Source organism: Pseudomonas sp. KB-10 (genome assembly GCF_018221585.1).
Lineage (GTDB): Bacteria > Pseudomonadota > Gammaproteobacteria > Pseudomonadales > Pseudomonadaceae > Aquipseudomonas > Aquipseudomonas yangonensis.
Genome location: NZ_QYYB01000002.1, coordinates 178,132 through 204,651, shown reverse-complemented (window position 1 = coordinate 204,651; position 26,520 = coordinate 178,132). Strand labels below are relative to the sequence as shown.

General features: G+C 61.1%; 26 protein-coding genes and 1 pseudogene. 21 read left to right on the top strand and 6 right to left on the bottom strand.

Annotated features, from left to right (window positions below; genetic code table 11):
* Positions 1-3: 3 nt before the first annotated feature.
* From DXK50_RS05955 to fhuF, 3 genes and pseudogenes are all read left to right on the top strand, one after another.
* Complete coding sequence (locus DXK50_RS05955; RefSeq protein WP_212629670.1) at positions 4-918, top strand: iron-siderophore ABC transporter substrate-binding protein; 915 nt, start codon at positions 4-6, stop codon at positions 916-918.
* Positions 919-1,006: 88 nt separating this feature from the next.
* Positions 1,007-1,153 (top strand): annotated as a pseudogene (locus DXK50_RS05950) (GNAT family N-acetyltransferase); the annotation flags it as partial.
* 21 nt (positions 1,154-1,174) lie between these two features.
* Positions 1,175-1,918 carry a siderophore-iron reductase FhuF gene (fhuF, locus tag DXK50_RS05945; RefSeq protein ID WP_212629669.1) on the top strand — a complete coding sequence of 248 codons (744 nt, stop codon included), beginning with the start codon at positions 1,175-1,177 and terminating at the stop codon, positions 1,916-1,918.
* A gap of 10 nt (positions 1,919-1,928) precedes the next feature.
* Here the strand turns inward: fhuF and DXK50_RS05940 are convergent, their stop codons facing one another.
* Both DXK50_RS05940 and sstT read right to left on the bottom strand, forming a co-directional pair.
* Positions 1,929-2,696: an ATP-binding cassette domain-containing protein gene (locus DXK50_RS05940; protein WP_212629668.1), complete on the bottom strand. Its 768-nt coding sequence runs from the start codon at positions 2,694-2,696 to the stop codon at positions 1,929-1,931.
* 135 nt (positions 2,697-2,831) lie between these two features.
* Positions 2,832-4,055: a serine/threonine transporter SstT gene (gene sstT, locus DXK50_RS05935; protein WP_161865545.1), complete on the bottom strand. Its 1,224-nt coding sequence runs from the start codon at positions 4,053-4,055 to the stop codon at positions 2,832-2,834.
* A 513-nt stretch (positions 4,056-4,568) separates the two neighbouring features.
* On the opposite strand from sstT, the gene DXK50_RS05930 reads away from it, so the two are divergent.
* A complete protein-coding gene (locus DXK50_RS05930) occupies positions 4,569-5,882 on the top strand; it encodes an MFS transporter (RefSeq protein WP_161865546.1) in 1,314 nt (437 codons plus the stop codon).
* Positions 5,883-5,902: 20 nt separating this feature from the next.
* On the opposite strand, the gene DXK50_RS05925 is transcribed toward DXK50_RS05930, so the two are convergent.
* From DXK50_RS05925 to flgA, 4 genes are all read right to left on the bottom strand, one after another.
* Positions 5,903-6,652, bottom strand: coding sequence for a flagellar brake protein (locus tag DXK50_RS05925; protein ID WP_212629667.1), 750 nt, complete (start codon positions 6,650-6,652; stop codon positions 5,903-5,905).
* A gap of 89 nt (positions 6,653-6,741) precedes the next feature.
* A complete protein-coding gene (locus DXK50_RS05920; RefSeq protein WP_161865548.1) occupies positions 6,742-7,209 on the bottom strand; it encodes a flagella synthesis protein FlgN in 468 nt (155 codons plus the stop codon).
* A gap of 50 nt (positions 7,210-7,259) precedes the next feature.
* Complete coding sequence (flgM, locus tag DXK50_RS05915) at positions 7,260-7,595, bottom strand: flagellar biosynthesis anti-sigma factor FlgM (protein WP_161865549.1); 336 nt, start codon at positions 7,593-7,595, stop codon at positions 7,260-7,262.
* Positions 7,596-7,730: 135 nt separating this feature from the next.
* On the bottom strand, positions 7,731-8,489 hold the full coding sequence (flgA, locus tag DXK50_RS05910) for a flagellar basal body P-ring formation chaperone FlgA (protein ID WP_161865550.1): 759 nt from the start codon (positions 8,487-8,489) through the stop codon (positions 7,731-7,733).
* Between the two features lie 76 nt (positions 8,490-8,565).
* Here flgA and DXK50_RS05905 point away from each other — a divergent pair, with 76 nt between their 5' ends.
* The 17 genes from DXK50_RS05905 (at position 8,566) to DXK50_RS05825 (ending at position 26,520) form a co-directional block, all read left to right on the top strand.
* Complete coding sequence (locus DXK50_RS05905; RefSeq protein WP_161865551.1) at positions 8,566-9,498, top strand: chemotaxis protein CheV; 933 nt, start codon at positions 8,566-8,568, stop codon at positions 9,496-9,498.
* Between the two features lie 43 nt (positions 9,499-9,541).
* Positions 9,542-10,369 (top strand): protein-glutamate O-methyltransferase CheR, encoded by an 828-nt coding sequence (cheR, locus tag DXK50_RS05900; RefSeq protein ID WP_212629666.1) that lies wholly within the window; start codon positions 9,542-9,544, stop codon positions 10,367-10,369.
* A gap of 307 nt (positions 10,370-10,676) precedes the next feature.
* Positions 10,677-11,084 (top strand): flagellar basal body rod protein FlgB, encoded by a 408-nt coding sequence (flgB, locus tag DXK50_RS05895; protein WP_161865553.1) that lies wholly within the window; start codon positions 10,677-10,679, stop codon positions 11,082-11,084.
* 11 nt (positions 11,085-11,095) lie between these two features.
* Positions 11,096-11,539: a flagellar basal body rod protein FlgC gene (gene flgC / locus DXK50_RS05890; protein WP_143508575.1), complete on the top strand. Its 444-nt coding sequence runs from the start codon at positions 11,096-11,098 to the stop codon at positions 11,537-11,539.
* 19 nt (positions 11,540-11,558) lie between these two features.
* On the top strand, positions 11,559-12,224 hold the full coding sequence (flgD, locus tag DXK50_RS05885; RefSeq protein WP_212629665.1) for a flagellar hook assembly protein FlgD: 666 nt from the start codon (positions 11,559-11,561) through the stop codon (positions 12,222-12,224).
* 36 nt (positions 12,225-12,260) lie between these two features.
* Positions 12,261-13,631: a flagellar hook protein FlgE gene (flgE, locus tag DXK50_RS05880; RefSeq protein ID WP_161865555.1), complete on the top strand. Its 1,371-nt coding sequence runs from the start codon at positions 12,261-12,263 to the stop codon at positions 13,629-13,631.
* Between the two features lie 207 nt (positions 13,632-13,838).
* Complete coding sequence (locus DXK50_RS05875; RefSeq protein ID WP_143502044.1) at positions 13,839-14,579, top strand: flagellar basal body rod protein FlgF; 741 nt, start codon at positions 13,839-13,841, stop codon at positions 14,577-14,579.
* A gap of 46 nt (positions 14,580-14,625) precedes the next feature.
* Positions 14,626-15,411, top strand: a complete 786-nt coding sequence (gene flgG, locus DXK50_RS05870; protein ID WP_024307671.1) for a flagellar basal-body rod protein FlgG — start codon at positions 14,626-14,628, stop codon at positions 15,409-15,411.
* 40 nt (positions 15,412-15,451) lie between these two features.
* On the top strand, positions 15,452-16,150 hold the full coding sequence (gene flgH, locus DXK50_RS05865) for a flagellar basal body L-ring protein FlgH (protein ID WP_179589866.1): 699 nt from the start codon (positions 15,452-15,454) through the stop codon (positions 16,148-16,150).
* Positions 16,151-16,401: 251 nt separating this feature from the next.
* Positions 16,402-17,481, top strand: a complete 1,080-nt coding sequence (locus tag DXK50_RS05860; protein WP_074681540.1) for a flagellar basal body P-ring protein FlgI — start codon at positions 16,402-16,404, stop codon at positions 17,479-17,481.
* Positions 17,482-17,495: 14 nt separating this feature from the next.
* Positions 17,496-18,680, top strand: a complete 1,185-nt coding sequence (gene flgJ, locus DXK50_RS05855; RefSeq protein ID WP_161865557.1) for a flagellar assembly peptidoglycan hydrolase FlgJ — start codon at positions 17,496-17,498, stop codon at positions 18,678-18,680.
* Positions 18,681-18,689: 9 nt separating this feature from the next.
* Entirely contained in the window at positions 18,690-20,735 is a 2,046-nt protein-coding gene (gene flgK / locus DXK50_RS05850; RefSeq protein ID WP_212629664.1) for a flagellar hook-associated protein FlgK, read from the top strand.
* A 63-nt stretch (positions 20,736-20,798) separates the two neighbouring features.
* Positions 20,799-22,487, top strand: coding sequence for a flagellar hook-associated protein 3 (locus DXK50_RS05845; protein WP_249186701.1), 1,689 nt, complete (start codon positions 20,799-20,801; stop codon positions 22,485-22,487).
* 203 nt (positions 22,488-22,690) lie between these two features.
* Entirely contained in the window at positions 22,691-23,461 is a 771-nt protein-coding gene (gene rfbF, locus DXK50_RS05840) for a glucose-1-phosphate cytidylyltransferase (RefSeq protein WP_212629993.1), read from the top strand.
* On the top strand, positions 23,452-24,519 hold the full coding sequence (rfbG, locus tag DXK50_RS05835; RefSeq protein WP_212629663.1) for a CDP-glucose 4,6-dehydratase: 1,068 nt from the start codon (positions 23,452-23,454) through the stop codon (positions 24,517-24,519). The genes rfbF and rfbG overlap by 10 nt, the downstream gene beginning before the upstream one ends.
* Positions 24,512-25,834 (top strand): lipopolysaccharide biosynthesis protein RfbH, encoded by a 1,323-nt coding sequence (gene rfbH, locus DXK50_RS05830; protein WP_212629662.1) that lies wholly within the window; start codon positions 24,512-24,514, stop codon positions 25,832-25,834. Before rfbG ends, rfbH begins: the two co-directional genes overlap by 8 nt.
* Positions 25,834-26,520, top strand: coding sequence for a sugar phosphate nucleotidyltransferase (locus DXK50_RS05825; protein ID WP_212629661.1), 687 nt, complete (start codon positions 25,834-25,836; stop codon positions 26,518-26,520). Before rfbH ends, DXK50_RS05825 begins: the two co-directional genes overlap by 1 nt.

The window sequence follows — 26,520 nt, the reverse complement described above, 5'->3', positions numbered from 1 at the left end:
GCGATGCTGCGTCTTTTCTTTGGGGCATTGCTGCTCTGTCTGGCACAGGGTGCCTGGGCGGCCGATGCGCAACTGGTGGCCCGACAGTCGGCCGGCGTTGGAGGCGCGCCACAGCGGATCGTCAGCCTCGATGAGCTGAGTACCGAGCTGCTGGTGTCGCTGGGGATAGAGCCGGTCGGCGTCGCCAACCTGGCCAGCTATCGCCGTTACATCGGCATCGGCAACGACCTGCTCGAGCGCAGTGTGGCGCTGGGCAGCGCGCAGCAACCCAATCTGGAGGCCATCGCCCGGCTCAAGCCGGATCTGATCGTCGGTGTGGCCTACCTGCACCTGCCGTTGTTCGAGCGTCTCGATGGCCTGGCACCGACCCTCATCTATCAGGTGTCGCTGGCATCGGCAGGCTATGACGGCGTGGCCATCGGCGAGGCCATGCTGGAGCATCTCGGGCGTCTGACCGGGCGCCAGGAGCAGGCTGCTGCAGTGATCCGCGACGGTCAGCTGGCAGTGGAAGCAGCGCGTCAGTCCGTTCGTGAGCGAGGCCTGCAGGGCGAGCCGGTTGCCGTGCTCTATCCGCTGGTGCAGCAGGGCAGTTTCATCGCCCTCAACCAGCAGACGCTGATCGGCAGCCTGATGAACCGCCTGGAGGTGCGCTCGCCCTGGACGCTAAGTTCTGCACACAGCCTGCACCGGCGCATCGATATGCGCAGCGTCGCTAGCGAGGAGGGGCTGCGCGTGCTGTTCATCGGTGGGCAGGAGCGGGCGCCGTTCTTCGCCAGCCCTTTGTGGAAGGCCCTGCCGGTCGCCCAGCAGCAGCGTTACGCCTTTCTTGCCACGCCGTACTGGACCTTTGGTGGCCCACGCTCGACAGCCGCTATCGCGACCCAGGTGCGCGAGGCCATCGAGGCGATGAATCGTTGAATTTTGCCCCCGGCTCGCTATCTGGATTGATCCTTGCTGATGATCAACTATTGATGTTCTGCTATTTAACCGACGATCAGGGCGGCGCGAACCGCGCGCCGACAATGCGAAGATGATCGCCTATATGCAAACGCTGGGTTACTACCGGGAAAAGGAGTTCGATTTCCCTCACAAGCGCGCCGCGCTGATGGCGATCGGTCGCGAGCGCTTTTTTGATAGCGGGGCACTGTGTTGAACGTATCGGGAATCGCTCAGCGTGATTGAGGCACTGGCGCCGCTGTTCATCGGCGATTTTTCGTCCTATCGGGACACACTGGTGTTGCGCGATGATCCACGGTCCTCGGTGCCGCTACGCGAACTGCTCAGCGCCGAAGGGCTGCCGGCGCTGCTGGCGCGCTTCGGCGAGGCATATCCGGGCGGTGACCGCCGCGCGCTGCTGTCGCAGTGGTCGAAGTATTATTTCGTGCGCCTGATCCCGCCGGTGGCGGCCGCCGCGCTGGTGCTGAACCGGCGCCTGCCGCTAAACCTCGATGACATCGAGGTGGTGCTCGATGAGGAGCATCTGCCACAGGCGTTCAAGCTGCGCGATGCGGGGCAGCCGTTCGCCCCTGGCGATCCGTTCGAGCGTTTCGCCCATCTCCAGCACGAACATCTGGCACCCCTGATCCAGGCCTTCACCGCGCAGGTGAAGGTCGCGCCCAAGGTGCTCTGGAGCAATGCAGGCAACTATTTCGAGTGGATTCTGACGGCGCTGGGCAAGGTCCTGCCGGCGCCATTGCTGACTGACGGTTTCAGCCTCCTGCAAGCGGCCATGCTGCCTGATGGGAGACGCAATCTGCTGTATCAGCCGGTGCGTTATGTCGAGCTGCAGGGCGCGGCGCTGCCGTGGCGACAGCGGCGGGTGTGCTGCATTCGCTATCTGCTGCCCGAACTCGAACTGTGCGAGAACTGCCCGCTGCTCGACGAGCCCCCGGCGCAGGCGGTCGGTTCGGCCTCCTGAGGCGTGCCGGTCAGTGCAGGTAGCTGATCGGCGAGCCGTCCACCGGATTGGCCATCACCCCCATCGGCACGCCGTAGATGCGCTCCAGGGTTTCGCCATGCATTAGCTCGGTCGGGCTGCCTTGCGCCAGTAGACGACCGCTGTGCAGGGCCAGCAGGTGGTCGCAGTAACGCGCGGCCATATTGATGTCGTGCAGCACCACCAGCACGCCGAGGCCCAGCTCGCGGCTGAGGTCGTGAACCCGTGAGAGGACTTCCACCTGGTGGGCGATGTCCAGCGCCGAGGTGGGTTCGTCGAGCAGCAGGTAGCGGGTGTTCTGCGCCAGCAGCATGGCCAGCCAGACACGCTGGCGCTCGCCACCGGACAGATGATCCACCAGACGATCGGCAAACATGCCGGTGTCGGTCAGGTCCAGGGCGCGCTCGATGTGCGCGCGGTCTTCACTGCCCAGACGGCCAAGGGCGCCATGCCAGGGATACCGGCCAAAGCCCACCAGCTCGCGTACGGTAAGACCCTCGGTCTGCGGCAAGTGCTGCGGCAGGTAGGCCACCTGACGAGCGAAGTCGCGCTGACCCCACGCTGGCACCGGTTTGCCGTCGAGCAGGATCTGGCCGCTGCTGGGCGACTGCTGGCGGGCAAGCAGTTTGATCAGGGTGGACTTGCCTGAACCGTTATGACCGATCAGGCCGACCATGCGCCCGGCATCGATGTGCAGGTTCAGGGGATGCAGCAGGGTGCGTTCAGGAATGCTGAAACTGACGCTTTGCAATTCGAACATGAAGCCGTCCGCGGTCGGTGTGCGAAGGGCGTCAATCTAATTCAAACGCTAATCGTTATCAATTTTGCCTTGCCGGAATCTGCCGTCCGGAGAGCAGAAGGCCTGCACTTCATGCAAGCCTTCTGTCCTTTGTCATCAGGCCTGACGCTGTTCTTCCGCCATGCATGCGGCGGCGGTGAACAGGGCGTCGGTAGAGGAGTTCAGCGCGGTCTCCGCCGAATCCTGAACGATGCCGATGATGAAGCCGATGGCGACGATCTGCATGGCGACGTCGTTGGGGATGCCGAACAGGCTGCAGGCCAGCGGGATCAACAGCAGCGAGCCGCCGGCCACGCCCGAGGCGCCGCAGGCACTGATCGAGGCCAGCACGCTCAGCAGCAGGGCGGTGGGCAGGTCGACGGCGATGCCCAGGGTATGCACCGCGGCCATGGTCAGTACGGTGATGGTGATCGCCGCGCCGGCCATGTTGATGGTGGCGCCCAGCGGGATGGAGACCGAATAGGTTTCCTCGTGCAGGCCCAGGCGCTGGCACAGCTGCAGGTTGACCGGAATGTTGGCGGCCGAGCTGCGGGTGAAGAAGGCGGTGATGCCGCTCTCGCGCAGGCAGGTGAACACCAGCGGGTAAGGGTTGCGGCGCAGCTTCCAATAGACCAGCGCAGGGTTGATCAGCAGCGCTACCAGCAGCATGCAGCCGACCAGCACCACCAGCAGGTGCAGGTAGCCGAGCAGGGCGTCGAAGCCGGACTCGGCAAGGGTCGCCGCGACCAGGCCGAAGATGCCCAGCGGCGCCAGGCGAATCACCAGCTTGACGATGGCGGTCACGCCGTTGGCCAGGTCGCCGAGCAGCTGCTTGCTGCCGGCGCTGGCGTGGCGGAAGGCGAAGCCGAGGCCGATGGCCCAAGCCAGGATGCCGATGAAGTTGCCGCGCAGCAGGGCGTTGACCGGGTTGTCGACCACATTCATCAGCAGCGTCTTGAGTACCTCGCCGATTCCTCCGGGCGGGGTCAGCTCTGCGGCTTGGCTGCTCAGCACCAGCGACGACGGAAAGGCGAAGCTCGCAACCACCGCCACCAGCGCGGCGCTGAAGGTGCCGATCAGGTACATCAGCAGGATCGGGCGGATATGGGTCTGCTGGCCTTGCTGGTGGTTGGCGATGGACGACATCACCAGGATGAATACCAGCACCGGAGCGACCGCCTTGAGCGCCGAGACGAACACGTTACCGATGAAGCCGACGGACAGTGCTGCCTGCGGGGCAATAACGGCAAGGGCTATACCTGCGAGCAGGCCGATGATGATCTGCGTCACCAGGCTGGTGCGGTTGAGGAGCTGCAGGACAGGGTGGATGGCTTGGGACATCGCGTTGTTCTCTGGTTGCTGGGCGCGTTGCAAGTGGCGTCGTGCCTGGTTCGAGAGGTTTTTCAGCGAAGACAGTGAAAGGCCTGCCGAAAAAATAGCGCGCGACTCTAGCACAGCCTTGCCAGGCTTCGAGTCACGGAAGGAACATCTGGACGACAGGGTGCAAGCCGGTGTCGCATCTCGGTAAGCTTGACCGCGCCAGATATTGCATAAGCGAATCAGACTATCGCGCTAGGCCCGGAGGCATGGTCTGGGCGCGAGTTGTAGCCATACCCTGGGATTCCGGGGCATTCGAGACGCCCGGGGAATTGACGCTACGCTGTACCATCGCCACCGCTATTGAGCATCCTAAGCGAAGCGAGCTGACAGTCGAACTGTTTGGTGAGTAATTCATCGAAGGGTACATCGCCAGCAAGCTTGTGGCCCGCTTTCAGGATTACGGCAGTGTCGTGTTCCGGCTAGGCACGTCTGACGCCGTTAATCGTTACCGCGTACAAGGAGTTTTACCCGCCAATGCGACTGATCTGGAAGTCATTCCGCTCGCTTTATTTCGCCACTCTGCTGATGTTGCTTGGCTCCGGCCTGCTCAGTACCTACCTGGCACTGCGCCTGGCCGATACGGTGGACGGTCTGTGGGTGGGTGCATTGATGGCCGCCAACTATTTCGGTCTGGTGCTGGGCGGCAAACTGGGTCATCGGCTGATCGGCCGGGTGGGACACATCCGCGCTTACGTGGCCTGCGCCGGGGTGGTTACCGCGGCGGTGCTGGGCCACGGTCTGGTGGAGTGGCTGCCGTTCTGGCTGTTCCTGCGCATGCTGGTGGGCCTGGGCATGATGTGCCAGTACATGGTGATCGAGAGCTGGCTCAACGAGCAGGCCGAAGCCAGGCAGCGCGGTCTGGTATTCAGTGGTTACATGGCCGCTTCCTACCTGGGGCTGATCCTCGGACAGCTGACGCTGGTGGTGCATCCGACGTTGGGGCTGGAGCTGCTGATGCTGGTGGCGCTGTGTTTCGCCCTGTGCCTGGTACCGGTCGCACTGACTCGCCGCCTGCACCCGGCGCCTTTGCACCCGGCTCCGCTGGAGCTGCGCTTTTTTCTAAAGCGGGTACCGCTCTCGCTCACCACCATTTCGGTGGCTGGCCTGCTGATCGGCTCGTTCTACGGTCTGGCGCCGCTGTATGCCACGCGCATGGGGCTTTCCACGGAGGAGGTGGGCCTGTTCATGGGGAGCTGCATTCTCGCCGGCTTGCTGGTGCAGTGGCCTCTGGGCTGGTTGTCCGATCGCCATGATCGCGTGCGCCTGATTCGCGGCTGCGCAGTACTGCTCCTGTTCGCAGCCTTGCCGCTGGCGGCATTGCCAAACGTCTTTCTGGGCCTGCTGATCTGCATCGGTTTTCTGGTGAGTCTGATGCAGTTCAGTCTCTATCCACTGGCAGTAGCCCTAGCCAACGACCATGTGGAGCCGGAACGACGTGTATCGCTTACAGCGATGCTGCTGGTCACCTTCGGCGTTGGTGCCTGTATCGGCCCCTTGCTGACGGGCGTGCTGATGCGGTTTTACGGGGCCAACATGCTGTACGTATTCGTCAGCGTCTGTGCGCTTATCCTGGTCTGGCGCATTCGCCCTGAAAAGGTGACGCATCTGCATCAGGTTGATGACGCACCGCTGCAGCACATGGCCATGCCCGGCAATGTCGCGAGCTCGCCATTGGTTGCTGCGCTCGATCCGCGGGTGGATGAGCAGACCGTGCAGGAGCAGATGCAGGAGCCTGCTGCAGCTGCGGCAGCTGAGAGTGATCAGGAGAAGAGGCAGGCGGCCCTTTAAGGCTACCTGCAAGCAACCGCCTAGAGCGTGCCGTCGCTCTCGGTGCGGCGCGCCTCACGTTGCAGCTGATAGACGAAACGCTCGACCTGACGTTGTTCCAGGCCACCGATGCGATGGAAGCGACAGCCGACGAAAGTCATGTCGACCTTGTCCTCGTATTGCACATGGCGTATTTCCACCGCGCAGGTCAGATTGCCGAAGGGGAGATAGGCTGTGAGACGTTCGTGCACCTGGCCATTGCTCAACTGCTGGGCGAGATCGCCGGCAAAGCGCAGCTTGCAGCCTGTGGCGGAAATATCCAGCAGATGACCGGGTAGCGGCTCACGCAGTTTGTCGCCGTTGAGAACCACCTTGACCAGATCGCTCTGCTTCAGTGGTGCGCGATAGGCACTGCGACGCTGGTGATAGATTACTTCGACGGGTAGGGGAGCCCAGTAGCACGGAGCGCCATCGAGCTCGCCAAGCTGCACGTCATGGTCACAGGTCCAGGCCACGCGCACACCATCGCGATAAGCCTCGACATTGAATGTTTCCCCCTGTTTGAGAAAACGCTCACCGTCGGTGGGAATAATTTCATCCAGGGCGATGCGCGCCCGGTCCTTGTCGATCTCGACAAGATAACTTTGAAAACGCTGACCACGGTCCTTGAACTGGATAACCAGAGGGTCATGGTTTTGCTGCAATTGTCGTAGGGTGGCAATGATCTCGACGGATGTCTTGAGCACCTTGGGCGGCTGAGGACCGCTCTCGTCGTTGAACGCACTGGACACAGTTCGGAACTCTCCGAGTCATGGACTACATCGGCACCAGCATACTGGCGTAGTGCCTGCATGTCCCTGTGCTTTTTTATGATGAGGGCTCAGGCCTGGCTGAGCGGCCTTTGCTGCGCGATTCTAGCGGCACTGCCACGACTGTCATAGAGGCCAGGCGTTTCACCACCGCGCAGGATGCCGAGCACGCTACCCACCGAGGCCTGGTTGGCACGGATCAGGCGGCCATTGCGCAGATTGGCGTCCTGGCAGCGCTTGAGCAGGGCGGAAAGTTCCTCGCTGCGAGCGAGTAGCTGATCGCCCACTGAAGATTTACCTGCCAGTGCAGTAAGCCCCTCACGATCAGCGCTCAGGCCGGCGTTTTGCAGCAGGCGGCTGCGCTCACTGCCATGCTGTTGGAGCAAGGCAAGCAGAGGTTGCTTTTCGTTGAGCAGGCTATCGAGGCGGGACAGGTCGCGTTCGGTGAGGGCCTGAAATTCGTTATCGATCAGCTCAAGCAATTGCTCGGCGGTGCCAATATCGGTGGTGAACAGGTCAAGCAGGGCTGTGTCGTGCATGGCGGGCTCTTGGGGGTCGGGCGTCCAACACCCCCAGCGCAGCCCTGGGACTAGCGCTGGGATTCGAAGTCGAGCAGTTTCTGGGCGACGCGTTTGCTGTCGACCTGGTAGCTGCCGTCGGCGATGGCCTGTTTCAGCTGGGCCACACGCTCCTTGTTGACGATGGGCTGATCGCGCAGCTTTTCGCCGATTGCCTGCAACTGCTGTGCCTCGCGGCTCAGTTGCACGGATTCGCCGCTCTTGGCGTTGGTTTGTTCATCGGTACCGGTGACAGGCGCCTTGTTCGGCTGCGCCGAATCACTGCGATTGCCAGCCTGAGTCGCGCCGGTACGCCCCGCATTAGCGGGCGTATTGGCATTGTTCAGCCGGTTGAAGTCGATGACCATGATGCAGAACCTCAGACGATTTGGTGGACGCTTGCCATGCTTTTCGGCCGTTGCCGAGAAAACTTTAGGACTAATTTCACTGCGTCGTTCATTAGTGTAGGGAATCGCCAGACCTTTGCGCTACAAGAAACATGCCTACATGGAAACTTCCACTTGGCCAGGGCCGACGACGCGGGCTCGCACCACTCGCTGCGAGCGCAGGTTACGCACATTGATCTGTTCGCCCGGTGCGCCGTCAGCCAGAGCCTCCCCGGGCATACGGACATTGACAGTGGTGCCACGAGCGCTGATGACGACCTGATCGCCACGACGTATGACTTCGGCAATCTGTAAATGGCTCGGCGCAAGTACCTGATCGCCGCCCAGTTGCCGCGTCAATTTCTTGCCAATTGCCTGTGAAGGGTCTGTCAGGAAGTTTTGACCCAGTGGCCCCACGTCGCGTTCCATCATGCTGAGATCCGCGGCTTTGACTACGCTCATGCGTTTGAGAGGGCGAGTCAATACGACCACCGGGCGGTACAAGCGTATCTCAGCCGGCACGAACACGGTCCAGGGGGCGCTGCCATCGCAGCGCACGCGTGTGGTGACGCGGCCCAGAGGCTGCGCCGGGCTTTCCAGCGTGGTGGTCAGCGGTTGATCGCACAAGGGCAGGCGTAACCGTGGGTCGAGACGATTGACGCGAATCTCATGGCGGCCCTGAATTTCGCTACGCTGTAGATATTCGGCGGTTGCCTGCTCAAGAAAGGACTCGGTTGCGCCGATAAGCTCTTCAGTGCTGGTAAAGGTGGCCGCCGCTGTACTGCTATAGCCGAGTGTTGGCAAAGCGAGTAAAACGGACAAAGGGGCAAGGCACTTTGCCAGTAGCTGACGGAATGATGACGTTCTCTGCTTCATAAGCAATGCAAAGCAAGCCCCGTGCCGCCTGCTAGGCTCAATGGGGATGCGTGACTAAACAAGAAGGAGTCCGGGCATGGCCGGGTTGATGGATTCGGTTAACCAGCGAACTCAGCTGGTGGGACAGAACCGCTTGGAGTTGTTGCTGTTTCGCCTGGAAGGCCCACAGCTATACGGTATCAACGTGTTCAAGGTGAAGGAGGTGCTGCAATGCCCCAACCTCACCATTATGCCCAAGTCCAGTCGGGTGGTGCGGGGGGTGGCCAACATTCGTGGCGGCACCATCCCGATCCTTGATCTATCCATCGCCACCGGGCGGGCGCCGCTGGAAGATCTCAAGACCAGCTTCGTCATCATTACCGAGTACAACACCAAGGTTCAGGGTTTTCTGGTGCGTTCGGTGGAGCGTATCGTCAACATGAATTGGGAAGAGATCCATCCGCCACCCAAGGGAACCGGGCGCGATCATTATCTGACCGCCGTCACGCGGCTCGATCAGCAGCTGGTCGAGATCATTGATGTGGAGAAAATCCTTGCCGAGGTTGCGCCTACCTCCGAGGTGATTTCCGCCGGCGTCATCGATGAGCAGGTTCAGAGTCAGGCAGTGACCAAGCATGTGTTGATCGTCGATGACTCCTCGGTGGCGCGCAAACAGGTTTCGCGCTGTCTGCAGACGGTTGGCGTCGAGGTGACGGCGCTGAATGATGGACGAGAGGCGCTCAATTACCTCAAGAAAATGGCGGAAGAGGGGCGCGATCCTGACAAGGAGCTGCTGATGCTGATTTCCGACATCGAGATGCCGGAAATGGATGGCTACACGCTGACGACGGAGATTCGCAGCGATCCGCGCATGCAGAAGCTGCATATCCTCCTGCATACTTCGCTTTCCGGTGTGTTCAACCAGGCGATGGTGAAGAAGGTCGGCGCGGACGATTTCCTCGCCAAGTTCAAACCAGATGACTTGGCAGCACGTGTGGTCGATCGCATTCGTGTATCGGATGGGGGCTGAAGGTCGTCCTTCGGCGAACGTTATGGTGGGTGAGGCGGCGCTAGTGTCTTCAGGTAATTTGGATTTCGAGCAGTTCCGGACGTTTCTGGAAAAGGCCTGCGGTATTTTGCTTGGTAGCAACAAGCAGTACCTGGTCTCCAGTCGTTTGAACAAGCTGATGGAACAGAACGGCATCAAAACCTTGGGCGAGCTGGTGCAGCGCATGCAAAGCCAGCCGCGCGGCGGGCTGCGCGAGCAGGTGGTGGATGCCATGACCACCAACGAGACCTTGTGGTTTCGCGACACCTACCCATTCGAGGTGCTCAAGAACCGCGTCCTGCCGGAGTTGATCAAGGCCTATCCGGCTCAGCGCCTGCGTATCTGGTCGGCGGCTTGCTCTTCGGGGCAGGAGCCATACTCGCTGTCGATGTCCATCGATGAGTTCGAGCGTACCAATCTTGGTCAGCTCAAGGCGGGCGTGCAGATCGTCGCCACCGATCTTTCGCCTTCGATGCTGGCCAATTGCAAGTCCGGTGAGTACGACAGCCTGGCCATGGGGCGCGGCCTCTCGCAGGAGCGTCTGCAGCGCTACTTTGACCCCAAAGGGCCGGGTCGCTGGCAGGTCAAGGCGCCGGTCAAGAGTCGGGTCGAGTTTCGGCCGCTCAACCTGCTGGACAGTTACGCGGCGCTGGGCAAGTTCGACATCGTGTTCTGTCGCAACGTGCTGATCTACTTTTCTGCCGAGGTGAAGAAAGACATCCTCACTCGCATTCACGCCACGCTGAAACCTGGCGGATACCTTTTCCTGGGCGCTTCCGAGGCGCTCAATGGCCTGCCGGATAAGTATCAGATGGTGCAATGCAGCCCTGGGATCATCTACAAGGCGAAATAGCCGCGAGGCTCGTTCGTTATCATCACTAGCGGGAGGCCCATGGCCTCCCGCTTGCATTTGTAGGAGCGGAATTATTCGCGCGGGAGCGATTGTTTTATCGCAAATAGATCCGCACCGACAGGCGGCAGTCTGCCAAACGCCCTTTGCCACCCGTTGCCAGCAAGCGGTAAAGCCTTGCCGCTTTGCCGCTTGTCTTCGCCTTATATGATGTTAAGTAGTTGATTTTATTGATTTAAATAACTTGGCACAGCCTTTGCTTAACAGCTCGCAACAGTGACCACATGGCCTTAGCGGCAAAGGTTCGAACATGAGCATCAATTTCGGTAGCGCACTCGGCATCCACGAACAGGCACTCGGTTTCCGCTCCCAGCGTGCCGAGGTGCTGGCAAACAACATCGCCAACGCCGATACCCCGAACTACAAGGCGCGCGACCTGGACTTCGCCAGCGTGCTGGCTGAGCAGAACAGCCGTATGCAGCGCGGTGGCGTTTCTCTGAACCGCACCGACAGCCGCCATATTCCGGCCGACGGCGTGAAAACCGGTGAGGCTGAGCTGCCGTATCGCACCCCGTTCCATGCCTCGCTGGATCAGAACACCGTTGACCTGCAGATCGAGCAGGCCAACTACGCGGAGAATGCCGTGCAGTTCCAGGCCAGCTTTACCTTCCTCAACAGCAAATTCAAAGGGCTGACCGCAGCCCTGCGCGGCGAATAAGGAGCGCGACCATGTCCCTTGCCAGTGTCTTCAATATCGCCGGAACCGGCATGAGCGCCCAGAGCACTCGCCTGAACACCATTTCCAGCAACATCGCCAACGCCGAGACCGTGTCTTCGAGCCTGGATCAGACCTACCGCGCCCGTCATCCGGTATTCGCGACTGTATTCCAGCAAGCGCAGGGCGGCGACCGTGGCTCTCTGTTCGCCGAGCAGGACGAGGCAGGTCGTGGTGTTCAGGTGCTGGGTGTGATCGAGGATCAGAGCAGCCTGATGCCGCGCTACGAGCCGGATCATCCCATGGCCAACGGCGACGGTTATGTCTACTACCCGAACGTCAACGTGGTCGAGGAAATGGCCGACATGATTTCCGCCAGTCGCGCCTTCCAGACCAACGTGGAAATGATGAATACCGCCAAACAAATGTTGCAGCGCGTACTGACTCTGGGTCAGTAACGCATCGAGGAGATTTCGAATGAGCACAGTAGGCGGAACCAGCTCGGTACTCGACCAGTATCAGATCAAGCAGGACACCAAGCAGAATAAGGATCTCGGCAAAAACGAGTTTCTCAATCTGCTGGTGGCGCAGTTGAACAACCAGAACCCGCTGGAGCCGCAGGGCAATGGCGAATTCATCGCCCAACTGGCGCAGTTCAGCCAGGTGGAAGGGATCGAGAAACTCAACACCAGCATGGGGTCGATGCTCTCCAGCTTCCAGTCTTCACAGGCGTTGCAGGCGTCCTCTCTGGTTGGCCGCAAGGTTATCGTGCCGGGCGAGAAGGCAGTGGTCGATACCAGTGAGAGCTTCAAGGCGAGCACCGTGCTGCCGGTCAGCAGCAGCAACGTGTACGTCAACGTTTATAACAACTCCGGTTCGCTGGTTACCCGGATCAACCTGGGCGAGCAGGCCGCTGGCAATGTCAGCTTCATCTGGGACGGCAAGGATTCGAGTGGCAATGTGGCGCCGCCCGGCACCTACAAGTTCGAGGCGCAGGCCACCTACGGTAACGAAACCAAAGGTCTTTACACCATGCTGCCGGCCAACGTCGACAGCGTGACGCTGGGCGGCAACGAGCTGATGCTCAATCTCGCCGGCCTCGGCAACGTTCCGCTTTCCCAAGTGCAGGTCATCGGCCAGTAATTATTTACGCCGGTCGTTCCGGCAAAGGAGTCTTCCATGTCGTTCAATATCGGTCTCAGTGGTCTGCGTGCGGCAACCAGCGACCTCAACGTCACCGGCAACAACATTGCCAACGCCGGTACTGCCGGCTTCAAACAGTCGCGTGCCGAGTTCGCCGATCTCTACGCCTCGTCGATGCTCGGCACCGGCAAGAATCCGCAGGGCAGTGGCGTGCTGCTGGGCGATGTGGCGCAGATGTTCAATCAGGGCAATATCAACTACACGCAGAACGCCCTGGACATGGCTGTCAACGGCAACGGCTTCTTCGTTACCAGCAACAACGGCGAGATCAGCTATACCCGTGCCGGCTACTTCGGTACCGATCGCGATGGTTATATCGTCAACAATTTCGGCTATCGGCTGCAGGGCTATGGCGCGGACGAGAACGGCAACATCCTGCCGGTTCGCAGCGATCTGCGGGTCAATGCCGGGCAGCAGGAGCCGAAGGCGACTACCTCGGTCACGCAGACGATCAACCTGAACTCCAACGCCGTACGTCCGGCCAATGCCGGAACCATGGCGGCGCCGACCTTCGATCCGAGCGACTCGCAGTCCTTCAACTGGTCAACTTCCACCAATATCTATGACGAGCAGGGCAACGCCCACGTCATGAGCCAGTACTTCGTCAAGAACGAGGCGCCGGCCAACAACGGCTGGACCATGCATGTGCTGATCGACGGGGTTAACCCTCGTGATCCGAGCAGCACTCGGCCGTTCAGCTACGCAGTGAATTACGATGCTGCCGGGCAGTTCGCTACACCTGCCCTCACTCCCCTTGCAGGTGCGCCGGCGAATCCAGCCCTGGATGCTCCGCCCATTCCGGCCGGAACTCCGAACGGTATTTTCGCCCTGGGAGCGGCGGACTGGACGCCGGCGGAGAAAGACCCGGCCACTCCGGGTGCCATGGTCGCCAATGGCGCGGACAGCGCGGCCTTCACGTTCGACATGCGTGGTTCGACTCAATACGCCGCATCATTCGGCGTCAATGCGGTCAGCCAGGATGGCTACACCACCGGTCAGCTCGCCGGGGTGGAGGTAGACGATACCGGGGTGATCTTCGCTCGCTACACCAATGGTCAGTCCAAGGTGCAAGGTCAGGTGCTGCTGGCCAACTTCGCCAACGTGCAGGGCCTGACTCCCGTCGGCAAGACCGCCTGGGTACAGTCGTTCGAGTCCGGTGAGCCGGTGATCGGGACGCCGCGAAGCAGTACGCTCGGTGCCCTGCAGGCCGGTGCGCTGGAAGACTCCAACGTCGAGCTGTCGGACCAGTTGGTGAACCTGATCGTGGCTCAGCGCAACTACCAGGCCAACGCCAAAACCATCGAAACTGAAAGCGCCATCACCCAGACCATCATCAACCTGCGTTAATGATGTTGAAGCAAAGCGGCAAGCCGGGCTTGCCGCTTTGCCGTTCCAGCGCCGGCAAAACCTCGCCGCTGGTATTCCCTGGCACTTCTCCTCGTTGTTTTAATTCCTTCTAAATCAGTGTCTTGAGTTCGTTTCTCGAGTCTGGCACGGCGCTTGCTGTATTGCTTGCAAAGAGCCAAGGGCACGTCGCCCACTCGGAGAATTACCATGGACAAGATGCTGTACGTCTCCATGACCGGAGCGCAGAACAACACGCTGAGCCTGCGCGCCCACGCCAATAACCTGGCGAACGTTTCCACGTCCGGTTTCCGTCGTGATTTCGAACAGGCGCGTTCGATGCCGTTGTTCGGTGAAAGCTATCCGGCGCGTGTATTTGCCATGACCGAGCGCCCGGCCACTGACTTTCGTGCCGGCACGCTGCAGGAAACCGGTCGTGATCTCGATGTCGCCATTGGTGGCAAGGGCTGGATCGCCGTGCAGGCGCCCGATGGCAGTGAGGCATACGTCCGTACCGCGAGTCTGAACATCGATGCCTTGGGTGTGCTGCGCACCGGCAACGGTTTGCCGGTGATGGGCAATGCCGGGCCGATCGCCGTGCCGCCGGAGCAGAAGGTTGAAATTGGTCAGGACGGCACCATTAGCATTCGAGCGCTGGGCGAGAACCCCAACGTACTGGCCGAGGTGGACCGCATCAAGCTGGTCAACCCTGATCCCAAAAGCATGGAGAAGGGCACCGATGGCTTGATTCGCGTCAAGGGCCAGCCCGAGGTCGAGGCTGACGCCACCGTTCAGGTGACTTCGGGCTTCCTCGAGGCGAGCAACGTCAACGCCGTGGAAGAAATGACCGCCATCCTGTCCTTGTCTCGACAGTTCGAACTGTCGGTAAAGATGATGCGCACTGCCGAAGACAACTCGTCGGCCATGGCGCGGGTTTTGCAGATTAGCTAATTACCAGTACGCGGCGCCGTAAAACCGGCACCCGAGGAGAAACGATATGCTTCCGGCACTGTGGGTCAGCAAGACCGGTTTGTCCGCTCAGGACATGAACCTGACCACCATTTCCAACAACCTGGCCAACGTCGCGACTACCGGCTTCAAGCGTGATCGTGCCGAGTTCGAGGATCTGCTGTATCAGATCCGTCGTCAGCCGGGTGGCCAGTCCAGCCAGGACAGTGAACTGCCGTCCGGCCTGCAGCTGGGTACCGGTGTGCGCGTGGTCGGCACGCAAAAAATCTTCACCGCCGGCAGCCTGCAGACCACCGAGCAGCCTCTGGACATGGCTGTAAATGGCCGGGGCTTCTTCCAGATTCTGCAGCCTGACGGGACCGTTTCCTACACCCGCGATGGCAGCTTCCACCTTAACTCCGATGGCCAGATCGTCACCTCTCAGGGGTTTGCTCTTGAGCCGGCAATCGTGCTGCCCAACGAGGTGCGCACCTTCACCGTCGGCGAAGACGGCACCGTCTCCGTGACGACTGCGGGTAACCCGCAGCCGCAGATCATCGGCAACATTCAGCTGGCTGATTTCGTCAACCCGGCAGGCCTGGAAGCCATCGGCAACAACCTGTTCCTGGAGACCGGTTCCAGCGGCGCGCCGCAGGTGGGCAATCCGGGCCTCAATGGCCTCGGCACCACCCTGCAAAACACCCTGGAAAACTCCAACGTCAGCGTGGTGGAAGAGCTGGTGAACATGATCACTACCCAGCGCGCCTACGAAATGAACTCCAAGGTGATTTCCACCGCCGATCAGATGCTGTCCTTCGTGACGCAGAACCTCTGATTTCTTTTGACACTGTTGTGAACGCCGCGAGGTAGTGGTTATGAACCGGCAAATTCTGTGTTTCCCCCTGTTGGCTGGTCTGCTGCTCAGCAGTGGCTGCATGGCGCCGACAGCCAAGCCGGATGATCCCTATTACGCGCCGGTGTTGCCGCGCACGCCGTTGCCGGCGGCACAGAACAATGGCTCAATCTATCAGGCCGGTTTCGAAAACGGCCTATACGACGACCGTAAGGCTTTCCGTGTCGGTGACATCATCACCATCACCCTTAACGAGCGTACCCAGGCCAGCAAGAACGCCAACAGCAATATTCAGAAGGACAGTAGCGCCAACCTTGGCGTGACTTCCCTGTTCGGTTCGACCCCTTCGGTTACCAACCCGCTGACGGGCGGCAACATGAACCTCGGCGCCCAATTCAACGGCGAGCGCGAGGCCAGCGGCTCCGGCCAGGCCGGGCAGAGCAACAGCCTGTCCGGCTCGATTACCGTGACCGTCGCCGAAGTGCTGCCCAATGGCATCCTCGCCGTGCGTGGCGAGAAGTGGATGACCCTCAACACCGGTGACGAGCTGGTGCGTATCTCCGGTCTGGTGCGTGCCGACGATATTGCCACCGACAATACCGTGGCCTCCACCCGCATTGCCGATGCGCGCATCACGTACTCGGGCACCGGCGCGTTCGCCGATGCCAGCCAGCCCGGCTGGTTGAGTCGTTTCTTCGTCAGCCCGCTGTGGCCGTTCTGATCGGAGTGTTACCGATGAAATCCTGGCTGGCTCATTCCGCGTCCTTGCTCAACCTTCTTTCCCGGTGCTACTCGCGAGCCACGGCAAGCGGGTCTGCGCGCAAGGCATTCGCAGTGACCTCGACTGCCAAGCGGGGGCTGCGAGTCCATGGCCTCGAGTCGGCGCAGGCCGGCGCATGCCGTCGTCAGTTCGCCGTTGCTCATCGCGGCTATCGTCATCGCGGCGCCAACGATTGGGTGCTGCTGGTGACCATGCTCGCGTGCCTGCTGCTGAGCCTGCCGACCCAGGCCGAGCGTCTGAAGGACCTGGCATCGATTCAGGGGGTGCGTAGCAACCAGCTGATCGGTTACGGCCTGGTGGTTGGTCTTAATGGAAGCGGTGATCAGACCACGCAAACGCCGTTCACCGTGCAGACTTTCAATAACATGCTGGCGCAGTTCGGCATCAAGGTGCCGCCGGGTGGCAACGTGCAATTGAAGAACGTTGCAGCCGTATCGGTGCATGCTGACCTACCGGCGTTCGCCAAGCCGGGACAGACCATCGACATCACGATTTCTTCCATCGGTAATGCCAAGAGCCTGCGTGGCGGCAGCCTGCTGATGACGCCGCTAAAGGGCATCGATGGCAACGTCTACGCCATCGCCCAGGGCAACCTGGTTGTCGGTGGTTTCGATGCCAGTGGCGCCGATGGTTCGCGAATCACCGTCAACGTTCCGTCTGCCGGCCGTATTCCCGGTGGCGCCACTGTGGAGCGTCCGGTACCCAGCGGCTTTGATCAGGGCAACTACCTGACCCTTAACCTCAATCGCCCCGATTTCACCACAGCGAAGAATATCGTCGACCAGATCAACGACCTGCTTGGCCCTGGCGTCGCCCAGGCCATCGATGGCGGTTCGATTCGTGTCAGCGCGCCGCTCGATCCCAATCAGCGCGTCGACTATCTGTCGATTCTGGAAAACTTGCAGGTCGAAGCGGGCAAGGCGGTGGCCAAGGTCATCATCAACTCGCGCACCGGCACCATCGTCATCGGCCAGGACGTCAAGGTTCAGCCGGCTGCCGTTACCCACGGCAGCCTGACCGTGACCATCACCGAAGACCCCATCGTCAGCCAGCCTGAAGCGCTGTCCGGCGGGCAGACCGCGGTAGTGCCGCGCTCACGTGTGGGCGCCGAGGAGGAAGCCAAACCGATGTTCAAGTTCGGCCCCGGTACCAGTCTCGACGAGATCGTGCGGGCGGTGAACCAGGTGGGTGCTGCACCTTCCGATCTGATGGCCATCCTGGAGGCGCTCAAGCAAGCCGGCGCTTTGCAGGCCGACCTGATTGTGATCTGAGGAGGATTGCTGCCATGGATTCTCGACTCTCAGCCGGTCTGCTCGGCAACGGCAAAAGCCCCATCGACAGCGGCGCTTTTACCGACCTGAACCGCCTCAACCAGTTCAAGGTGGGCGGCGACACCGAGCAGAACATTCGCAAGGTCGCTCAGGAGTTCGAATCGCTGTTCATGAACGAAATGCTCAAGGCCATGCGTTCGGCCAACGCCGCGTTCGGCGAGGGCAACTTCATGAACAGCAACGAGAGCAAGACCTATCAGGACATGCACGACCAACAGCTGGCCGTGACCCTGTCCAAGGAAGGGCGCGGTATCGGTCTGGCTGACGTACTGGTGCGGCAGATGTCGAAAATCAAGCAGCCGTCGAGTCGCCCGAATCCCTTCGCGCAGATCGAACAACCGGTTTCCGCCGCGGGCGAGTCGAAGGCCGACAAGGTCGCCAGCAGTGAAGGCTTCCGTGATGATGCGGCATTGATCAACCGTCGGCGCCTGGCCGTGCCGGGCAAGCTGGCGGATCGTCTGTTGGCGGGCATCGTACCTTCGACGGGTGAAGGCGAGAGCAAGGCGCTGGCCGGCAACGACTGGATCCCGGCGCAAACCAGCGCTGCGCCCAAGGATGCTGGGCTTAGCCTGGCCAACAGTGACGCGTTGACTGGCCGCCGTATCGCACAGCCGCCGCTGGCGCCGGGCAAGGCGGCGTTCAGTTCACCGCAGGAGTTCGTGGCCACCATGCTGCCGATGGCTGAAGCGGCGGCCGAGAAAATCGGTGTCGACCCACGTTATCTAGTGGCCCAGGCGGCACTGGAAACCGGTTGGGGTAAATCGATCATCCGTACCGGTGATGGTCAGAGCAGTCATAACCTGTTCGGCATCAAATCCCACAACAGCTGGGACGGCGAGTCGGCCCGGGTGCTCACGACTGAATACAAGGGCGGCAAGGCCGTAAGAGAAGCGGCCAACTTCCGTGCTTACGATTCCTATGCGCAAAGCTTCGACGATTACGTCAGCTTTCTGCAGAACAATGGTCGCTACGAAAAGGCCCTGAATAGCACCGAAAACCCCGAGCGTTTCGTCAAGGAACTGCAGCAGGCCGGCTACGCCACCGACCCGAACTACGCGCGCAAGATTTCGCAGATCGCTCGCAAGATGCAGACCTATCAGGCAATCGCCGCTGCCGATAGCGCCACTACAAGGACTTGAGGTTGAACCATGGCTGACCTACTCAACATCGGTCTCTCCGGTCTCGCTGCGAACAAGACATCGCTGGCCGTTACCGGCCATAACATCGTCAACGTCAATACGCCGGGTTTCTCTCGTCAGGAGACGATCCAGGCTACGCGTACGCCGCAGTTCAGTGGTGCCGGATACATTGGTTCGGGTACCACCCTGACCGATGTAAGGCGCATTTATAACGACTTCCTCAATACCCAGGTGCGCAGCAGCACTGCACTCAACAGCGATACCAAGGCGTACCTGAGTCAGATCAACCAACTCGACTCGTTGCTGGCCGGTAGCAATACGGGCGTTACTCCCGGCATGCAGAAGCTGTTCGCAGCCCTGCAGACCGCAGCGGAAGACCCGGCCAATGTTCCGGCCCGGCAGTTGGTGCTGTCCGAAGCGGAAGGTCTGGCAAAGCGCTTCAACAACATCTACGACCGGTTGTACGAGCAGAACGCGTTCATTAACAAGCAGTTGTCGGCAGTGACCGATCAGGTCAACCAGCTGGCGACTTCGATCGCCGGTTATAACGATGCGATCGCCGTGGCGTCCTCCAATGGCCAGGCCCCTAACGACCTGCTCGATGCCCGTGAAGAGGCGGTGCGCAAGCTCTCCGAGTTCGTCGGCGTGACGGTGGTGCCGCAGGATGACAACACCTACAACCTCTTTATCGGTTCCGGCCAGCCGCTGGTGGTGGGAAAGAACGCTGCGCGCCTGGAGGTGACGCCGGGGCAGTCCGACCCACTGCGCAGCGAGATCCAGTTCGTCAGCGGCAACTCCCGGCAGAATGTCAGCTCGCTGATCACTGGCGGTGAGATGGGCGGCTTGCTGCGTTACCGCCAGGATGTGCTGGACACCTCGATGAACGCCATCGGCCGTCTGTCACTGTCCATCGCAGACCAGATGAATCGCCAGCTGGGGCAGGGGCTCGACCTCAACGGCCAGTTTGGCAACGAGTTGTTCCGTCCGATCAACGACCCACTGCTGCTGTCCCAGCGCAGCCTGGCGCGCATCGGCAACAGCGATCCGGCGGCCAATCTCAATGTCAGCATCACCGACACCACGCGCCTGACCACCAGCGATTATGAAGTCCAGTTCACCAGCGCCACCGAATACGTCGTACGGCGTTCTTCCGATGGCACGATGTTCCCTGCCAGCCCGGCGACCTTCGATATCAATACGGTGCCCACGCCGGAAATCGACGGTTTTTCCCTGAGCGTGGCACAGGGCACCTTCGCCGCTGGCGACCGCTTCACCGTGATGCCGACCCGCAATGCCGCGCGCGACACCCGTGCCGAGATGAAGAACCCGGAGGAGCTGGCCTTTGCCGCTCCGCTGAAGACCGACTCCAGTCCCGGCAACACCGGCACCGGAACTGTCAGTCAGCCCCGGCTCAGCACGGAGATCGATATCTACGATCCAGTAGCCCAGGCCAACATGGAAACCAGCCTGCGCAATGCCCCACCGATGCGCATCGTCATGGGGCCCGCCGGCGGCGCGACCCAGTCCTACGAAGTGCTGGACATCAACGGTAACGTGATCGACAACGGCAACATCACGCCGGGGCAGAGCAACAACATCACCATCAACGTACCGGCCAACCCGCCGAACGTGCCCAGCGCCTTCTCCTACGGCGTCAGCATCGGCGGTCGCCCCTCGCAGGGCGACAACTTCTCGGTGTCGTTCAACACCAATGGCGTTTCGGATAACCGCAATGCCCTGGGCCTGGTCGATCTGCAGAAAAAGTCGGTCATCGGCATCAACCCAGCGGCCCCCGACACCACCGGCGCCAGCTTCTCCGATGCCTATGGCGACCTGGTCGAGCGGGTCGGCACCCTGACCAGCCAGGCGCGGGTCGACGGCGAGGCGACGGGTGCGATTCTCAAGCAGGCCACCGACAACCGCGACTCGGTGTCCGGCGTGAACCTCGATGAAGAGGCTGCCAAGCTGATTCAGTTCGAGCAGTACTACCAGGCATCGGCGCAGATCATTCAAGTTGCGCGTAGCCTGTTCGATACCCTGATCAATTCATTCTGATAGTTGCCCTTCCTGCGGGAAGGGGTAGCCTGTGGAAAGCAGGCTCGGCAAGAGGCACGCCACATGGTCATGCGCATTTCCTCCATCCAGGCTTTCAATAATGGCGTCTCCGGCCTGGGGCGCAACTATTCGAACCTGATTCGCACGCAGGAGCAGATCAGTAGTGGCAATCGTATCCTCACGCCGGCCGATGACCCTGTCGCCTCGGTGCGCCTGTTGCAGCTCGAGCAGCAACAGGCTGTCCTCAAGCAATACAAAGATAACCTGATCGCAGCGGATAATAGTCTGGTGCAGGAGGAGACCACTTTAAATTCGGTCAACACTGTGATGCAGCGCGTGCGCGAGTTGGCCGTGCGCGCCGGTGGTGGCGCACTGTCTGCCGAGGATCGTCAGTCCATCGCCAAGGAGCTGGAGGAGCGCGAAGCCGAGCTGCTAAACCTGATGAACAGCCAGAACGCCCGCGGTGAATATCTGTTCAGCGGTAACTTGGGCAAGACCGAGCCCTTCGTGCGCAACCCCGACGGCACTTATTCTTACATGGGGGATGAGGGCCAGCGCAGTCTGCAGGTCGCCAGTTCAACCAACGTGGCGATCAACGACAACGGCAAACGCCTGTTCGAGAGCGTGACCAATGCCAATCGCACCGCCAGCAATGGCGGCGTCAACAACCCGGCGCTGCCGTCGCCGCCTTTGCCGGGCACTACCATTGCCGCGGTACCTGCCAATGAGCAGCGGGTGTTCATGTCCCCCGGTCTGGTCGAGGATGATCGCGCCTTCAACGCCGACTTTCGCAATGGCGAGCCGTACTCGCTCGCCTTCGTCAGCGGCAACGAATTTCGTATCTATGACGCTTCCGGTGCTGACGTGACCTCGGAAATCCCGGGCCGCGGCAAGATCGATCCGCTGACCAGCAACGGTAACACCATCAACTTCCGTGGCATGCGCTTCCAGCTTGACGTGGTGCTCAAGCAAGGGGATAACCCGCAGGACCTGGACAACCTTCTGGCCGATATCCAGCCACCGGCTACCGCCGGCACTCCTGGTGCTGGTACCCATAGTTTCACCTTGCAATCGGCACCCACCGAGTTTGCCGTGACTCGCTCGTCAACCAACACCTCGGCCGCCGTGGTGTCCGGGGGCGCCATAGTCAACCAGGGTGTGTTCGATGGCCAGTTTCCCACCTCGGGTGTGGTGGTGCGTTTCACCAACGATACCGACTACGAGGTATACGCTCGGCCGCTGGGACCCAACAGTACGGTGCTCACAACCGGCTCGGTAGCGGCGCCGTATCCTGCGACCTTCGACATCTATGGTGCGCAGTTCACGATGTCCGGCCCAGCCGCCGCGGCTGGGGGCGACGAGTTCGGCATACAGCCGCAATTTCAGCAGCAGCGCAGCATCCTCGACAGCATCGCGCGCCTGCGTCAGACGCTGGAGTCCTCACCCACCTCGCCAGCCGGTAACCTGGCCATCCGCGACGAAGTGGCCATTGCCCTGAAGAATTTCGACAACGGCATCGCCAACGTCGACGAAGTGCGCACCGAGATCGGTGCCAGACGCAACCTGATCGACACGACCCAGGTCGACAATGAAGACGTCACTCTGGTGAACAAGTCAGTGCAAGCGGAACTGCGCGAGCTGGATTATGCCGAGGCGCTGTCTCGTTTGTCGTTCCAGACGATCGTCCTCGAGGCCGCGCAGCAAAGCTACGTGAAGATCGCAGGGCTCAATCTTTTCAACCAGTTACGATAGATTCCAGCGTAGCCTCCTTCTTCTGAAGGCTGCTACGCTCGCGCTCTTGGCGGAACGCCCGTACAGATCTGCGTACGAGTTCTTCTGTTTTGTCGTGTGCACGCCATTCCTGTCCTGTAGCACGGCACAGGTTTTGCTCAATAATCGTTTGAGCGAATAGGGTCAATGAATTGTCGGCCTTACGGACGACCTTGGGCGAATCTATGAAAACAGTCATTCTGGCCGGTGGTTTGGGCACGCGCATCAGCGAAGAGTCTCACCTGCGGCCCAAGCCGATGATCGAGATAGGCGGTAAGCCGATCATCTGGCACATCATGAAGATCTACTCCCACTTTGGCATCAATGACTTCGTGATATGCCTGGGTTACAAGGGTTATGTGATCAAGGAGTATTTCGCCAACTACTTCCTGCATATGTCGGACGTCACCTTCGACATGGCGGAAAACCAGATGCACATTCACCACCGCCACGCCGAGCCGTGGCGCGTGACCCTGATTGATACCGGGGAGAGCACCGCCACGGGCGGTCGTCTGAAGCGTGTACGTGATTATGTCGGTGGCGAGACCTTCTGCCTCACCTATGGTGATGGCGTTTCCAACGTCGACATCGCGCAACTGATCGCCTTTCACCGCAGCCACGGCAAGCTAGCTAGCGTGACGGCTGTGCAGCCGCCGGGACGCTACGGCGCCCTCGATATTCAGGGGCAGCAGGTTCGGGGCTTCCAGGAAAAGCCGCAGGGTGATGGTGGTTGGATCAACGGCGGTTTTTTCGTGCTGGAACCGGGTGTTTTTGATTACATCGAAGGTGACGACACTACATGGGAGTTCGAGCCCATGCGTCAGCTGGCTGAGCAAGGTCAGCTCATGAGCCATCTGCATCGCGGTTTCTGGCAACCGATGGATACGCTGCGGGACCGCGTGCTGCTTGAGGAACGCTGGAAAAGCGGCCAGGCGGAGTGGCGGTTATGGGCGTAAGCAAGGCGTTCTGGACCGGGCGCCGGGTTTTTCTGACCGGACATACCGGCTTCAAGGGCAGCTGGCTGGCGCTATGGCTGCGGGAGCTGGGTGCCGAGGTATTCGGTTATGCCTTGCCGCCGACCACCGAGCCGTCTCTATGGCAGGTGGCTCGATTACAGGAGCAGACGCCAGGTTTTTTGGCCGATATTCGTGATGCACAATGCCTGGCTAAGGCCGTTGCGGCTTTTGCCCCCGAAATCGTCCTGCATATGGCCGCCCAGCCGCTGGTGCGTGAATCCTATCGCACACCTGCCGAGACTTATGCGACTAACGTGATGGGCACCCTCAACCTGCTTGAGGCCGTACGCAAGTGCGATTCGGTGCGTGCCATTGTGGTGGTGACCAGCGACAAGTGCTACGAGAATCGCGAATGGCTGTGGCCGTACCGTGAGCAGGACAGCGTCGGCGGGCATGATCCCTACAGCAGCAGCAAGGCATGCGCCGAGTTGCTGTGTGCTTCCTGGCGTGAGTCTTTCCTGCGTGAGGCGGGGGTCGCGCTGGCCACTGCTCGGGCCGGTAACGTGCTGGGCGGTGGCGACTGGTCGGCCGATCGGCTAGTGCCGGATATTCTGCGTGCCTGGCAGGCCGGCGAGTCGCTGACCTTGCGTTACCCGCAGGCGGTACGCCCCTGGCAGCACGTACTCGAACCTCTGCACGGCTACCTGGCTCTGGCTCAGGCGCTGGTGGAACAGGGCCAGGCGGTGGCGTCGGCGTGGAATTTCGGTCCTGACGCCGAAGGTCTCGTCAGCGTTGGCGATCTGGTGGAGCGTCTGGCCCGTCAGTGGCCTGGAGAGGCGCGCTGGTACACCGATGCTGCCGCGCAACCGCACGAAGCCGGCCTGTTGTCGCTGGATTCCAGCAAAGCACGAACCATGCTGGGCTGGCGGCCGCGCTGGGCGCTGTCGCAAGCTCTCGAACGAACGCTCGACTGGCACCAAGCCTGGCAGGCTGGCCAGAATATGCAGACATTCAGCCGCGCACAGATCGCGGCCTATCAAGGCGAATCCAATGAGTGAGCAAACGGCGCAAGAGTTGCGCCAGCAGATAGCCGAGCTGGTGGAGCGTTACGCCAACCTGCAACTGGCGCCCACCGCATTCGAGGCCGGCCGCGGTGCTGTGCCGCCCTCTGGCAAGGTGATCGGTGCCGCGGAACTGAAATCCATGACCGAAGCGGTGCTCGATGGCTGGTTGACCACGGGGCGTTTCAACGAGGCGTTCGAGAAACGTCTGGCTCGTTATCTGGGGCGTCGTGGCGTGCTTACCGTCAACTCCGGTTCTTCGGCCAACCTCTTGGCGTTTTCTGCCCTGACCTCGCCACGCCTGGGGGATCGGGCGATCCGCAAGGGCGATGAAGTGATCGGCGTGGCCGCCGGTTTTCCCACCACCGTCAATCCGATTCTGCAGTTCGGTGCGGTGCCTGTGTTCGTCGATATCGAACTGGGCACCTACAACATCGACCCGGCTTTGATCGAAGCCGCCATCGGGCCGCGTACCAAGGCGATCATGCTCGCCCACACGCTGGGTAACCCGTTCAACCTCAAGGTCATCCGCGAACTCTGTGATCGCTATGGCCTGTGGCTGATCGAAGATTGCTGCGACGCCCTCGGCTCGACCTATGAAGGCCGCCAGGTGGGCAGTTTCGGTGATATCGGCACGCTCAGCTTCTACCCGGCGCACCACATCACCATGGGCGAGGGCGGGGCGGTGTTCACCGACTCGCCACTGCTCAAACGTATCGTCGAGTCGTTCCGTGACTGGGGCCGCGATTGTTATTGCGCGCCGGGCGAGGACAACACCTGCGGCAAGCGCTTCTGCTGGCAACTGGGCGATCTGCCGGAAGGTTACGACCACAAGTACACCTATTCGCACCTGGGCTACAACCTGAAGATCACCGATATGCAGGCTGCCTGCGCCCTGGCGCAGATGGATCGTCTGGATGACTTCATCGCTGCGCGCAAGCGCAATTTTGCCTGGCTCAGCGAGCGCCTGGCCGGCTGCTCCGAGCAACTGATCCTGCCGCAGGCGACGCCCGGCAGCGATCCGTCATGGTTCGGCTTCCCACTGACCCTGCGCGATGGTCGCGGTATCGAGCGTGTCGGGCTGCTGCGTTATCTGGATGAGCAACGTGTGGGCACGCGTCTGCTGTTCGCCGGTAACCTGACGCGCCAGCCCTACATGCAGGGCCAGACGTACCGCGTGAGCGGTGAGCTGACGATGACCGACAAGGTGATGCGCGACACCTTCTGGATCGGCCTCTGGCCGGGGCTTTCCGAGGATCACCTGGAGCACGCCGCGCGCAGCCTGGAAACCTATGTGCGGAGGCTACGCTGATGCGCGCCTACGTCCTCTGCGGTGGCTTCGGTACGCGCCTGCGCAGCGTGACGGACACGCAGAAAGCGCTGGTGCCGGTGCATGGCGAGCCTTTTCTGGCACGTGTGCTGCGGCAACTGGCGCGGGCCGGCGTCAACGAGGCCGTACTCTGCGCGCATTACCGCGCCGAGCAGGTGGCTGAACAACTGGCGGCTCTCGCGCAGGATGCCGGGCTGCAATTGATGCTAGTGGTCGAACCCAGCCCCATGGGCACAGGCGGTGCACTGCTCAATGCCTTGCGCGAGCAACCGCCGCAGGGACGCTATCTGGTGCTCAACGCCGACACCTTTGTCGATGCCGATGGCTACGCGCTGATGGCGCAAGGTCAGGGCAGCGCGCTGCTAGGTGTGCAGGTGGATGACCGCAGCCGTTACGGCAGCCTGGAGGTAGATGCTACTGGTCGGTTGCTTGCGCTGCTGGAGAAGGGGCGCGAAGGCGCGGGGCTGATCAACGCGGGCGTCTACGCTTTTACCTGTGAAACCTTCGCGAGCGCCACCGTGCGTGCGTGCTCGATGGAGCAGGAGTTGCTGCCCGATTTGCTGGCTCATGAGGCCGTGGGGGTCATCGAATACGGCGGCCGCTTTATCGATATTGGCACGCCAGAGTCGCTTGACCGATACGCCACTGATTTTCGGATGGAACCCTGA